The sequence below is a fragment of the uncultured Holdemanella sp. genome, from assembly GCF_934754935.1.
GTDB lineage: Bacteria > Bacillota_I > Bacilli_A > Erysipelotrichales > Erysipelotrichaceae > Holdemanella.
In genome coordinates this window covers 1-14,066 of record NZ_CAKVJB010000008.1, presented here as the reverse complement: position 1 = coordinate 14,066, position 14,066 = coordinate 1, and the positions used below count along the sequence as shown (strand labels likewise).

General features: G+C 34.1%; 12 protein-coding genes and 2 tRNA genes. 3 read left to right on the top strand and 11 right to left on the bottom strand.

Translation table 11 applies throughout. From position 1 onward, the window contains the following. Position 1: 1 nt before the first annotated feature. From Q0E86_RS03190 to Q0E86_RS03175, 4 genes are all read right to left on the bottom strand, one after another. A tRNA-Arg gene (locus Q0E86_RS03190) sits at positions 2 to 78 on the bottom strand. A gap of 54 nt (positions 79 to 132) precedes the next feature. Further along, positions 133 to 1,956: an ABC transporter ATP-binding protein gene (locus tag Q0E86_RS03185; RefSeq protein ID WP_295754492.1), complete on the bottom strand. Its 1,824-nt coding sequence runs from the start codon at positions 1,954 to 1,956 to the stop codon at positions 133 to 135. Then, the gene (locus Q0E86_RS03180) at positions 1,946 to 3,676 is read right to left on the bottom strand and encodes an ABC transporter ATP-binding protein (RefSeq protein ID WP_295754491.1); all 1,731 of its coding nucleotides are present in this window, start codon (positions 3,674 to 3,676) and stop codon (positions 1,946 to 1,948) included. The genes Q0E86_RS03185 and Q0E86_RS03180 overlap by 11 nt, the downstream gene beginning before the upstream one ends. A 12-nt stretch (positions 3,677 to 3,688) precedes the next feature. After that, the gene (locus Q0E86_RS03175; protein ID WP_295754490.1) at positions 3,689 to 4,114 is read right to left on the bottom strand and encodes a MarR family winged helix-turn-helix transcriptional regulator; all 426 of its coding nucleotides are present in this window, start codon (positions 4,112 to 4,114) and stop codon (positions 3,689 to 3,691) included. Positions 4,115 to 4,224: 110 nt separating this feature from the next. Between Q0E86_RS03175 and rlmD the strand changes: the two genes are divergently transcribed. Then, a complete protein-coding gene (gene rlmD / locus Q0E86_RS03170; protein ID WP_295754488.1) occupies positions 4,225 to 5,520 on the top strand; it encodes a 23S rRNA (uracil(1939)-C(5))-methyltransferase RlmD in 1,296 nt (431 codons plus the stop codon). 14 nt (positions 5,521 to 5,534) lie between these two features. Continuing rightward, a tRNA-Leu gene (locus tag Q0E86_RS03165) sits at positions 5,535 to 5,620 on the top strand. A 64-nt stretch (positions 5,621 to 5,684) separates the two neighbouring features. Here the strand turns inward: Q0E86_RS03165 and Q0E86_RS03160 are convergent. From Q0E86_RS03160 to Q0E86_RS03150, 3 genes are read right to left on the bottom strand one after another with little or no spacing between them, the layout of a single operon-like run. Continuing rightward, positions 5,685 to 5,978: a septum formation initiator family protein gene (locus tag Q0E86_RS03160; RefSeq protein WP_295754487.1), complete on the bottom strand. Its 294-nt coding sequence runs from the start codon at positions 5,976 to 5,978 to the stop codon at positions 5,685 to 5,687. A gap of 53 nt (positions 5,979 to 6,031) precedes the next feature. Beyond that, positions 6,032 to 7,879: a tRNA uridine-5-carboxymethylaminomethyl(34) synthesis enzyme MnmG gene (mnmG, locus tag Q0E86_RS03155; RefSeq protein ID WP_295754486.1), complete on the bottom strand. Its 1,848-nt coding sequence runs from the start codon at positions 7,877 to 7,879 to the stop codon at positions 6,032 to 6,034. A gap of 1 nt (position 7,880) precedes the next feature. Further along, positions 7,881 to 9,488: an oligosaccharide flippase family protein gene (locus tag Q0E86_RS03150; RefSeq protein ID WP_295754485.1), complete on the bottom strand. Its 1,608-nt coding sequence runs from the start codon at positions 9,486 to 9,488 to the stop codon at positions 7,881 to 7,883. A 101-nt stretch (positions 9,489 to 9,589) separates the two neighbouring features. Between Q0E86_RS03150 and Q0E86_RS03145 the strand changes: the two genes are divergently transcribed. Further along, positions 9,590 to 11,086 carry an NAD(P)H-hydrate dehydratase gene (locus Q0E86_RS03145; RefSeq protein ID WP_295754484.1) on the top strand — a complete coding sequence of 499 codons (1,497 nt, stop codon included), beginning with the start codon at positions 9,590 to 9,592 and terminating at the stop codon, positions 11,084 to 11,086. On the opposite strand, the gene udp is transcribed toward Q0E86_RS03145, so the two are convergent. From udp to Q0E86_RS03125, 4 genes are read right to left on the bottom strand one after another with little or no spacing between them, the layout of a single operon-like run. Further along, positions 11,083 to 11,868, bottom strand: a complete 786-nt coding sequence (udp, locus tag Q0E86_RS03140) for a uridine phosphorylase (protein WP_295754483.1) — start codon at positions 11,866 to 11,868, stop codon at positions 11,083 to 11,085. The two genes, Q0E86_RS03145 and udp, sit on opposite strands and share 4 nt — an antisense overlap. Positions 11,869 to 11,876: 8 nt before the next feature. Beyond that, positions 11,877 to 12,176 carry a hypothetical protein gene (locus Q0E86_RS03135; RefSeq protein WP_295754482.1) on the bottom strand — a complete coding sequence of 100 codons (300 nt, stop codon included), beginning with the start codon at positions 12,174 to 12,176 and terminating at the stop codon, positions 11,877 to 11,879. After that, positions 12,176 to 12,463, bottom strand: a complete 288-nt coding sequence (locus Q0E86_RS03130) for a hypothetical protein (RefSeq protein ID WP_281741191.1) — start codon at positions 12,461 to 12,463, stop codon at positions 12,176 to 12,178. Before Q0E86_RS03130 ends, Q0E86_RS03135 begins: the two co-directional genes overlap by 1 nt. A 9-nt stretch (positions 12,464 to 12,472) precedes the next feature. Next, entirely contained in the window at positions 12,473 to 13,936 is a 1,464-nt protein-coding gene (locus Q0E86_RS03125; RefSeq protein ID WP_295754480.1) for a DUF1846 domain-containing protein, read from the bottom strand. Between the last annotated feature and the right edge of the window lie 130 nt (positions 13,937 to 14,066).

Below are 14,066 nucleotides of genomic sequence, written 5' to 3'. Positions count from 1 at the left end.
ATGGCGTCGACGGAGGGATTCGAACCCCCGACCGTGCGCTTAGAAGGCGCATGCTCTATCCGGCTGAGCTACGTCGACAACGCATATATTTTATAACATAATCAAAATATATGCAAGCCTAAAATTAAATATTTAGTCTAACTCAAAAGCACCTGTGTACAATTGATAGTATTTACCCTTTTGTTTCAACAAGTCCTCATGATTACCACGCTCAATAATATGACCTTGTTCTAACACCATGATCGCATCACTATTTTGAATTGTTGAAAGTCTATGCGCAATCACAAATACTGTTCTTCCTTCCATCAACTTATCCATACCTTCCTGAACAATACGCTCAGTATGCGTATCAATGGAACTTGTAGCTTCGTCCAAAATCAATACGGGAGGATTGGCAACCGCTGCACGAGCAATGGATAAAAGTTGTCTTTGTCCTTGTGATAAAGATTCACCGCCCGCATGAATCATTGTGTCATAGCCACGTTCTAAGTGTTTAATAAATTCATGTGCATTTGCTAATTTACTTGCCGCAATACACTCTTCATCACTCGCATCCAATCGACCATAACGAATATTATCCATAATTGTACCAGTAAACAAATTTGTATCCTGCAATACAATACCTAATGATTTTCTAAGATCTGCCTTCTTGATTAGTTTTACATCAATACCATCATATGTAATGGAACCCGATTGAATATCATAGAAACGATTGATTAGATTCGTGATTGTTGTTTTACCAGCACCCGTAGCTCCTACAAACGCAATTTTTTGACCTGGTTTCGCAAATAGAGAAACATCAAATAAAATCTGTTTATCTGGATTATAAGAGAAGTTCACATTTTCAAAACGAACATCCCCACGAAGAGGAACCAATTCATCTTGACCATTTTTTCTTGGATGATGCCAAGCCCAATGATCATGATCAATTTGTTCTAAAGTAACCACACCATCATCCACTTCACTTTCTGTATCGATGATTTCATAAATACGCTTAGCACCGGCATCCGCCATAATTACGGCATTTAACTGCATACTAATTTGTCCAATTGGATTCGTGAAACTACGATTTAACTGTAAGAATGCCGCAATACTACCAAGCGTTAATCCAGCAATATGATTTAGCGCAAAGACAGATCCAACAACAGCTACAAGCACATAAGAAATATATCCAATATTCATTACAATTGGCATTAAAACATTCGCAAACGTGTTCGCATTGGCACTCGCTTCAAACAACGCATCATTGACTTGATCAAAATCTTTAATACTTTGTTCTTCATGCGTAAAAACCTTAATGACTTTACTACCTTCCATCATTTCTTCAATAAAACCATTTTCTACACCCAATTGTTTTTGTTGCTCAATAAAGTATTTACCTGATTTTGCCGAAATCTTTTTTGAAGTATAAACCATCAATAAACCACATGCGATTGTTAATATAGCCAATGGTACATTTAAGATAAACATGGAAATTGTTACTGAGATGATCGTCATTAAAGATACAATGACCTGAGGAATACTTTGCGAAATCAACTGTCTTAAAGTATCCGTATCATTTGTATAAACAGACATGATATCCCCATGTGCATGTGTATCAAAGAATCGTAATGGCAACGTCTGCATATGTTCAAACAATTCATCACGAATATGTTTTAAAGTACCTAAAGAAATAGTGACCATAATACGATTGAATCCATAAGTTGCCAAAATACCAACTCCATAAATCATCGCTAATTCCATTAACGCATTCAATAAAGGTGTATAATTCGGTACTTTCTGTGATAATAATGGAACAATATAATCATCAATCAAGTTTTTTAGAAACATGCTTCCATATACATTGGCGATACTTGAAACAACAATCAATACTAGTACAATAAAGCTTTCAATCTTATAAGCAGTTATGGTTTCTTTAATAACACGCTTTAAACTATTCGTACTTCTATTGTTCATCAAAATCACCTCCATTATTTTGTGCCTCAAACGTTTCTTTATACATCGCATTCGATTTTAATAATTCTTCATGCGTGCCTAAACCAGAAACTTTTCCATCATCGATGACCAAAATCTGATCTGCATCCTGGATACTTGAAACACGCTGCGAAATAATGATTCGAGTTATATGTGGAATCTTCTCTAAGAAAGCCTGACGAATCAAGGCATCCGTTTTTGTATCCACTGCACTTGTAGAATCATCCAAAATTAAAATTTTAGGACTCTTTAATATAGCTCTAGCGATACACAAACGTTGTCTTTGTCCACCCGAAACATTCGATCCACCCTGCTCAATATACGTATCATATTTGTTGGGCATCAATTGAATGAATTCATCCGCCTGCGCAAGTTTACAAGCCTCAATAATCTCTTCATCTGTCGCATTAGGATTTCCCCAACGCATGTTTTCTTTTATTGTTCCTGAAAATAAAACATTCTTTTGTAGAACCATCGCCACATTATCCCGCAATACTTTTAAATCATAATCACGTACATCCATTCCAGCTACTTTCACGCTACCACTAGTTACATCATATAAACGTGGAATCAATTGTACTAAACTCGATTTACTAGATCCTGTTGCGCCAAGAATTCCAAGTGTTGAACCTGAAGGAATATGCAAGTTAATGTGATTTAAAATATCTTCATCCTTACCATAGTGAAATGAAACATCTTCAAAATCAATGGTTCCATTTTCTACAGTTTGTACTCCATTTTCAGGACTTGTAAGATCTGATTCTTGATTCAATACTTGGGCAATACGTTTTCCACTCGCAATCGACATTGTCACCATGACAAAAACCATACTCATCATCATCAATGACATCAAAATACTTGTTGTATATGTAAATAAAGACATCAATTCTCCAGTTGTCATATTTGAAGCCACAATTTGATGAGCCCCTAACCATGAAATCAAAAGAATGGTGCCATACATACAAAGCTGCATAACAGGCGAGTTAAATACTAAGATTTTTTCAGCCTTACCCTGAATGCTAAAAATAGTTTCACTTTCTTTACGGAACTTTTCAATTTCATGATCCTTACGAACAAAAGATTTCACAACACGAATTCCCAAAATATTTTCTTGAATACTCGCATTTAAAAAGTCATAACGAGAAAATAAACGACCGAAGATAGGACTTACAATAAAAATAATGCCAAATAAAATAACTCCTAAAACAAATACAACACCCACAAAAATCATTGCCATTTGTTTATTAATAATAAAAGCCATGATTAATGATGCAATCAGCATCAATGGTGCACGAACACAAACACGAATAATCATCTGATATGCATTTTGAATATTTGTCACATCCGTCATCATACGAGTGATCAATCCACTCGTTGAATAGGCATCAATATTTGAAAAGGAAAAGTTTTGAATATTACGATATTCTGCCTTCCTCAAATTCTTCGCAAAACCACTCGATGCGATAGCCGCATGCTTTCCACTTTTAGCTCCAGCCCACAAAGATACAAAGGCTGCCACCAACATTAAAATTCCATACAACCAAATTGAACTCATTTTTCCTTTTTCAATGCCATTATCCACTAATAAAGCCATCAAAAAAGGAATCAAGACTTCAAGTATAGCTTCAATTGAAACATAAACAGGACTTAAAAGCGTATCCTTCTTATATTCCTTCACTTCCTTTAATAAAGTTTTAACCATAATAAAACCCCCTTATTCTAAATTTTGAGCAAGCTCCTTTAAAATTTCTAATAATTGCTTTTGCTTCTCTATACCTAAGGCATTTTCAAACTTAGATTCCATGATACGAATCTGATTTTCAACATCCTCATGAAGATCCTGCTCTTTTTGTGTTAACACAATCGCACGAACTCGCTTATCTTTCGGATTAAGCTTTCTTTCAATAAATCCCTTTTGTTCTAAACGATTTAGAATACCTGTAACCGTTGGATTTGAAATATGAAAATGCTCTTCAATATCTTTTTGAATGACTGGATCCTTATCTGTAAAATGCAAATAACCTAAAACCTCCTGTTGAGACTTCGTTAAATCATACTTTCTTAATCCTTCATTCATATGTTTATCCATTTTTTTCTTGATCAAACTAAAATAAAAACCAATATCATTGTTGTCACACACTGTCTTCACCTCATTTTCATAGCGCGCTATACATTTATATAGTACGCTATATATATTACTCTAATAATTCTATTTGTCAATTCTAGATTTTTTAGTTATCATACTTATGTATGAAAAAAAATGAAGAATATATAGTAACATGTATCGATGATACAGATTTAAATAGTGGCGTTGTTAAAATTGACGATATGGTTGTCTTTGTTCCTAACTTATTGATTGGTGAAAAGGCAAAAATTAAGATTGTTAAAGTCAATAAAAAATATGCCTTTGGCATCATTACACAACTTTTAGAACCAAGTATAAACCGCCAAGAATTAACTTGTGAAGTCGCAAAAACATGCGGCGGATGTCAACTACAACACATGAACTATGGATATCAATTAGACTATAAATATAAACATGTTAAAAAATTATTTGAAGACATAGAAGTTAAACCCATTCTAGGTATGGATTTTCCTTGGTATTATCGTAATAAGGCCCAATTTCCAGTTAAAATAAAAGATGGAAAAGTACAAATGGGATTTTATCGTCAACACTCAAACGATGTAGTCACATGCAAAGAGTGTAAGATTCAAGATCATATAATCAATGAAGTATTTCGTTTTATCCAAAAACAGATCACGCTTGAAATGGCCCAAGATTTAAGACACGTATTTATCCGTCATTCTAGTACAGATGAAATTCAAGTGGTATTTATTGGTAAAAGTGAAAAGAATATTTCATCCTTATCTGACCAATTAAAAAACACATTCTCAAATATCACAAGTATTGTATTTAACTACAACACACGAAATGACAATGTGATCTTAGGCAATACATATAAAGTATTATATGGAAATGACTATATAATTGAAGAATGTTTAGGTAATAAAGTAAAATTACATTTTAAAGCTTTCTTTCAAGTCAATCCTAAACAAATGGAAGTTCTATATAGCCAAGCCATTAAAGCCGCTAATCTTTCTGGAAATGAAACATGCATTGACATGTATGCTGGTACTGGAACCATTGGAATGGCTGTCAGTCAACATGCCAAAAGTGTAATTGGTGTTGAAATCGTTAAAGAAGCTGTAGATAATGCCAATGACAATACCAAAATGAATCATCTTGATCATTGTCACTACGTTTGCCAGGATGCCACAGATTTTGCGCATAATCATAAAGAGGATAAAATTGATGTTATTTTTATTGATCCACCAAGAAAAGGCATGACTGAAAATGGTATTAAAGACACAGTGACAATGCAACCTGATAAAATCGTATATGTTTCTTGTAATCCTAAAACATTATCAAGAGATTTAAAAATATTTAAAGAATATGGATATCAATGCGAATACGTACAACCCGTTGACATGTTTTGTCAAACTATCGGACTTGAATGTGTTGCCAAGCTTACAAAAATAGTGTAATATTTTAACACTATGAGGCCGTGGTGGAATTGGTAGACACGCTACTTTGAGGGGGTAGTGAGTAATGCTCGTGTGCGTTCAAATCGCATCGGCCTCACCATCTAGGTAATAAAAGTGCTTTGGCACTTTTTTTATTTTGCACAAAAAAACTAGACCACAACGGCCTAGTTGTCTTTACTTGGAAATTTAAATACTTGCTCCCCCTCTTTTGTCACTAAGTATTTTCCACGCGCAATATATTCAACATAATCTGGATTTGTAAGATTTTGTTTTGCCTTCTCTAATTCTTTTTTCTTTGAAGACAAAGCATTTTTCTCTTTCTGCTTTTGACTAATGCTTGTCCTTAACTCATGAGTCATGGCCAATTGGCGCATTCCACCTACAATTAAAAATGCAGACATTCCAAGCATTATAACATATACAAATACAAGTTGAACTTTTTTTCGTCTTCCTTTCATAAATAAATCCCCTTTTTAATATAGCATACTTTTGAAAGCGAATTCAATGAAAATTATTTCACACGCATAGCTAAAATCGCTATATCACTCGGATTTATACCCGAAATACGACTTGCCTGTCCTAAAGTCAAAGGACGAATCTCTGTTAATTTCTGTCTCGCCTCTAAAGAAAGATTATCCATATTTTCATAATCTAAGTTTTGAGGAAGTTTCATCTTTTCCATTTGTTGCAGATGTTTGGCATCACGCTTTGCCTTGGCAATATAACCAGCATACTTAGTTTGAATTTCAATCTGCTCATTAATTTGATCCTCATAGTCTAATCCAGTATATTTTGCCAATCCACGAACCGTAATTTTAGGACGCTTGATCAAATCCAATGCACTACATCCATGTGCTAATGGTTCAAAACCTAATGTTTGTAGATATTCATTCACATCACTATTTGGTTTAATATGTGCATTTGAAAGTTCTTCTCCAGCTACTTCTACAGCTTCCATTTTCTTTTTAAACGCATCATATCTTTCTTGTGAAACCAAACCTATCTCATATCCTTTTTCAAGTAAGCGTTGGTCCGCATTATCATGACGCAACAACAAACGATATTCAGCACGTGAAGTCAACAAACGATAAGGCTCTTTCGTACCTTTTGTACATAAATCATCTAACATAACACCAATATAGGCTTCATCACGACGAAGGACAAATGGTTCTTTTCCATCAACTTTTAAAGCTGCATTTGCACCAGCCATTAAACCTTGACCAGCTGCTTCTTCATAACCACTTGTACCATTGACTTGTCCTGCCGTAAATAAGTTTTCGACAATTTTACTCTCCATATTCGGTTTCATTTGAAGTGGATCGATCGCATCATATTCAATCGCATACGCATATTTTTCAATCACACAATGCTCTAAACCAGGTAATGAATGAACCATTTCTTCTTGTACATCAATTGGCATTGAAGTGGAAAAACCTTGAATATAAATCGTATCCAATTCTTTAGATTCGGGTTCTAAGAAAAGTTGATGTCTTTCCTTATCCGCAAAGCGAACTAATTTATCCTCAATACTTGGACAATAACGAGGTCCTACACCTTTAACCAATCCTGAATACATGGCTGAATCATGTAAATGTGTATGAATAATTTCATGCGTTTTTGGTTGCGTATAAATCAAATGACATATTTCTTGTTTTTCAAAAGGCAATACATCTTCTGTTTTTGTTGTCTCACTAAAACGCAAGAACTGATTTGTCCCAGGTTGAGGTTCCGCCTTAGAAAAATCAATCGTATCCATTTTTACACGAGCCGGTGTTCCCGTTTTCAAGCGGAATGTACGAATCCCTGCATCACGCAAAGACTGAGATAAGGTATTTACTGTTCTTTGTTCTTCCGGACCAGAAACAGTTGAAGTATGTCCTCTTAAGACATTACTTGTCATATATGTACCCGCTGTCAAGACAACGGCTTTACTTTCTACAAAAGTACCATCTTCTAATTCAACACCAATGGCTTTTTTATCTTTAATCACTACACTCTTACATGCAGCTTCAATAATATCTAAGTTTTCTTGTTCTTCTAAAGCCTTTTTCATAAAACGCTTGTACGCAATCTTATCACTTTGAACACGCAAGCTCCATACTCCAGGACCTTTTGTCGTATTCAACATTTTAAATTGTAAAGCTGTTCTATCCGCCGCAATAGGCATCATACCACCCAACGCATCAATTTCACGTACAACAATTCCTTTAGCCGGTCCACCAACACTAGGATTACATGGCATAGAACCAATCATATCTTTACTTAGTGTGACAATTGCCGTTTTCTTATTCATTCGACTCGATGCCAAACACGCTTCAATTCCTGCATGTCCAGCTCCAATTACTATAACATCATACATTTTATACACCTGATTTCTTTCTTAACTGAAAGTGAAAAATACTTTGTGGAACCTTTAAATATAAAGTGACAACCACATATACAATTACACTTAATAAACCATTTAAACACATCTTGAACAAACATACTAGTTTTGAACCTTCAACTCCATACAATCCTAATTTTGATAATAAAAGCGAAGCAATCCATAAGGCAAGTAAACCAACTAAAATGCGTACTGAAATAATCATAGTTTTACGATAAGAAATGTGATATACATCATGAATTTCTTTTAGGTTTTTATAAAGAATATAGCCCGTACCTAATAAACTTGAAATAACAGCTCCAGCTATACCCATGATCCATACAAATGGAATCAATAAAACACCTTTGATCAATACACCAATCGCAAGATTCTTTAATACATTTTTTCTTAATTCCAATGAAACCATTAAATTCGTTACCAAAGGAGCAAATGTAGATAAGAATCCTTCTAAAGCCATCCATTGTACTACGAATGTACATAGCTCTAAATTTTCTGAATAATACAATGTATAATTCAATGGACCTGCATACGCAAAAATACAGAAAGAGACTGGGATTGCCACATAAAGTACAACATTGATACTATCCAATACATTCTTCTTAACGAGTTTATAATTTTTCTTAGATAATGCTTCAGATATATGTGGAATGATAGCTGTTGCGAACCCCGGACCCAAAATCATTGGAATCGCATTTAATTTTCCAGCAACATAGTTTGATGCAGAAATAACTGTTGTTGTATCTTTCGCGTTGTAGTGCATCTTTAATCCGGTTGGTAATAAAAAGCCATTAAATACCTGGTCAATATTTCCTAAAATCGCAACAACCAAATATGGAATTGCCAAAATAAGAATTTCTCTAAAAATCTTTTTAGCTGAATGACAAGCCTTTGTCTGTTTACTTGCCATTTCATCAACGACATATTGATGTTTACGATCAAAATACGCAAATTGTGCAATGGCCGCAATGGTTGCCACAGAAGTGGACATAACAGCTGCATACAATGCATATTTTTTATCCCAACCAAACGCATATACAACTAAACAAGCAGCACTTAACAAGAATGCTACACGGAATACTTGTTCAAAAGCTTGAGAGAATGCATATTCTTCCATTTCTTTTAAGCCTTGATAATAGCCTCTAAAAGCAGATAAAACTGGAACAAGGAAAATAGCTAAAGATAATATTTTTAAGCAATTTGCCATGATATCCGCATTTTTGGCTACCATAGCTGGCGCAATGACATTGGATAAAGTAAATAATAGAATCATTCCTACAAATCCGGTTAATCCTAATATCGCAAACGCAATTTTTTTAACTAAAATAACACTTTTGGCATCTTCTAATGCGATATAGCGTGCTACTAAAGTTGCCACCGCAAAAGGAACACCCGATTGAAATATAGTCAATAAATAGGCATATATATTATAAGATTGTGCATATACAGATTGATATGCTTCTGACTGTAGTATATATGAAAATGGAATTGTATATGCCAATCCAATTAATTTTGAAACAAACAGACCACCCGTACCGATCAGGCCGCCAACTATAATCGACTTTTTAGCCGCTGAAGATCTTGACATAAAATAAAATACCTCCAATTTCATAATTATAACATACATCTTTAAAAGTATTATGATTTTTTAATGTTTAAGAGTATAGTAAATATGAAGAAGGTGAAATTATGTATCCTGCCTATATTCATACGCAAGCAACGGCTCGAAATATCGACCATGCCGCTATTGAAACATATCAAATTCCAAGTCTAATTCTTATGGAACATGCAGCTATAGAATCGACTAAAATCATTGAAAAAAACATAACTAAAGATCAATCCATCTGTATTCTTTGTGGACCTGGAAATAATGGGGCGGATGGATTAGCTATCGCAAGACTTTTGAAAACTAAATATTCAAAATTATTTGTGGTTGTTCCAGAAACTAAAAATATGTCTGAAGAAGAAAAAATTCAATTTCTAATGGTTCAAAATCTCAATATTAAATATGACCATAACCTACCAAATGAAACATATGATGTTTATATTGACTGCATCTTTGGCAACGGATTATCTAGAGATATCACGGGCTTTTATAAAACAATGATTCAAAATGTGAACGCAACACATTCAACCATTATCAGTATTGATATGCCTAGTGGTATCGATGCTACAATGGGCAATATTCTAGGTTGTGCCATTCATGCCGATTATACGATCAGTTTGGATTGTTATAAACAAGGACAATGGTTAAACGAAGGTAAAAATCATTGTGGGAAATTATATCTTGTAGATATAGGCATTCCTCAAATTCTACACCATAAATGCATGGACATAATAAAAGTCTTAAGTGAAGAGGATATCCATATTCCAAATCGTCCATTGACGGCTCATAAATCTTTTTTTGGCAAAGCCTTGATGATTGGCGGAAGTCAAAACATGCATGGAGCTATCCATATGGCAAGCTTGAGTGCTTATAAAAGCGGTATTGGAACACTCACATTAATGGTTCCAGAATGTATTTCAAATATTCTAGCAATCAAATCTGATTTTTATATGCTTCTACAATGTAGTGATCGAAATGGTATCTTTAGTTCAAAAGCCATTGATATCTTGAAACAAAATATAAATAATTATTCCATTCTTTCCATTGGAAATGGTATGCAAAAGAATAATGTTACAATCTCCTTAGTGGAACAAGTATTGAAGAGTGATAAAAAAGTTGTTCTTGATGCTGATGCCTTATGGGCTGCACAAAAGAATATTGATTTGTTAAAACGAAACGAAACAACTATATTAACTCCGCACATTAAAGAGATGTCGGACTTAACAGGTATCAACATAACAACAATCTTATCAAACCCATTTGAAATTGCACGTGACTTTTCTAAAGAATACAAAAATTGCGTACTCATTTTAAAATCAAGTCAAACCTATATTGCCCATCAAGGCAATGTATATGTTTTAGATGCACAAAACGCTGGCCTTGCCAAAGGTGGCAGCGGAGATATATTGTGCGGTATAGTTGTAGCAATGCTAGGTCAATGCAAAGATCCAATGCAAGCGGCTCTATGTGCTACCTACATTCATTCGCAAAGTGCTAAACTCGATATAGACTTAGCAAGTTTCATGCCAGAAGATATTATCAACAACATTCCAAACACATTAAAAAGGCTGAGATCCTAGTGATTCTCAGCCTCATCTTTTTCTATTAAAATTTTTATAGTTTGAACTGCACATTCCATCAATGGTTTTAAATCATGATTTTGAATGTTTGATAATCCCGCTTTTTCTCTTTCCTGATTAGCCAAACATAAAAACATAGCTCCACTACGAACATGGCGAGTTTGACTTACAATAAAGAGAGTGCTCGATTCCATTTCGGATGCTAAACAATCTAGCTTACAATAGGCATTCCATTTGTTTTGCAATTCCGGATAAATTGGCATTGTTTCAGGTGCATGTTGACCAAAGAAAGAGTCTTTACTTTGAACAACTCCAACATGATAAGAAAGATTCAATTTTCTTGCACTTTCTACTTGAGCACTTAAAACATCAAAACTTGGAACAGCAGGAAATTCAATTGGTGCATATTCACGTGTTGTACCTTCTTGGCGAATAGCACCACTCGCAATCACAATATCTCCACCTTGAACATCTAGACGCATACCACCACTCGTACCTACACGTAAGAATGTATGACATCCAAGTTGAACAAGTTCTTCAATTGCGATGGCAGTACTAGCTCCACCAATGCCGGTAGAAACTACACTGCATAAAACACCATTAATATATCCTGAATAAGTTACATATTCACGATTGTCCGCAACAAAATAAGCATCATCTAAATATGATGCGATATCCTTTACTCTTTTTGGATCGCCCGTTAAAATAACATATTCACCAACATCACTTTCTGATAATTGAGTATGATATTGTCGATTTGAACCTTCTGTATAATCAATCATAATATATCCTAGAAAGATTGGAATTGTAAGTAGTAAACATTTGGATGAAACATTGTAGTATTGAAACTATATGCTTGGCAATCATCTTTTTCTCCATCCCAATCATTGTTAAGTTTAGATAAAAGATCATCAATTTCATCTTCTTCCAATTCACTTGTCGCATAGAATTCCATACAACCAGCTAAACTTGGCTGTAAACGACTTGGAGAATAAGACATTTTTGAACAAATTTCATCCAATGCATTTTGAACTACTTCAACAATCGCATCATCTTCTTTATCTACAACAACATGCAATCTTATCTTCATTATGCATTCACCTGATCTATAACATATTTACATAATTTCTTTAAGTTTGTATCGTTAGATAAAGTAATAACTTTACCCAAACTTAAATTCAATGCCGCAATAACCGGTTCATCTTTATCCATCAAGACATTTAATGTACCTGTGGCATTTTCATAATATACATCAAACAAATAACTTTGTTTTCCGTTATCTTCTTTCTTTTCTCTTAAATCAAAATGAAAAGCATCTTTGTTTTTTAAAATAATACGAACAGCTCCTGCTCCAGAGCTAGGAATTGATTTTGCCATAAAAGCCTCCTATTTCTTATTAGCATCATAAGTAAGCATAATACCTAAGTTGGAATAAATGCTTAAATCTACATCCGCGACATCACAAGTTACATGTGCCTGCATACCTTTCAATTTAGGTAACATAGCCAATGCTTTCTTTGCGTCTTCACTATGTAAAGCTGAAACCGATAACGCAATTAAAATTTCATTTGAATGAAGTCTTGGGTTTACCGAACCTAAATATTCTGTTTTTAAATTCTGAATAGGAACAATAGCTTCAGGAGAAATCAATACTTTATTTTTATCAATACCCGCAAGATATTTCAATACATTCATAAGTACTGAAGAACATGCTCCCATTAAGTTTGTTGTCTTACCTGTAATAATGGTTCCATCATCTAATTCAATCGCACCAGAAAAAGATTTAGATTCTTCTTCTTTTTTACGTGCAGCCATAACACATGGACGATCCAATTCAGTAATTCCTGCTTTATTCATCACAACTTCTTGTTTTTGAACTTCATCATGCGAACAAAGTTCATATGCATATCTTGTTTTACTTACAAAATAACGACGAATAATTTCTTGATTACTTGCATTACAACAAGCTTCATCATCACTGATGCAAAGCCCTGCCATATTGACTCCCATATCGGTTGGACTTTGATAAGGACTAGAACCATAAATTTCTTCAAAAATATTTTTTAATACAGGGAAAATTTCAATGTCACGATTGTAGTTTACTGTAATTTCATTGTAAGCCTGTAAATGGAATGGGTCAATCATATTTACGTCTGCAAGATCTGCAGTTGCAGCTTCATAAGCAAGATTGACAGGATGATTCAAAGGTAAATTCCAAATAGGGAATGTTTCATATTTTGCATATCCTGCCTTAATGCCATGTTTATGTTCATGGTATAACTGTGATAAACATGTTGCCATTTTTCCACTACCAGGACCAGGTGCAGTAACAACAACTAATGGACGAGTGGTTTTAACGTAGTCATTTTTTCCAAATCCTGAATCAGAAATAATTTTCTTAGTATCTGTAGGATATCCTTCAATATAATAATGAAAATATACATCTATTTTTCTACGTTTTAAACGAGCTTTAAATAAATCAACCGCTTTTTGACGATTATATTGCGTTACAACAACACTACCGACATATAATCCACGCTTAGTAAATTCATTAATTAAACGTAATACATCTTCTTGATACGTAATTTGAAGATCTGAACGCGTTTTATTTTGTTCAATATCATTTGCGCTAATAACAATGACAATTTCCGCATCATCCTTTAACTGCATCAACATTTGTAATTTTGAATCTGGTGAGAAACCAGGTAAAACACGAGATGCATGATAATCATCAAATAATTTACCACCAAATTCCAAATATAATTTATCTCCGAATTGAGCAATACGCTCCATAATATGCTTAGATTGCATATCTAAATATTTTTGATTATTAAATCCAATTTTGTTCATAATTTTACTCTCCATACAACGCATTATTCTACAATAAAATATAAAAAAAGGCAAAAAAAAAAGACCCGGCAGCTAGCTATCTTCGCAGGGGCAAGCCCAACTATTGTCGCCGTGAAAGTGCTTAACTTCT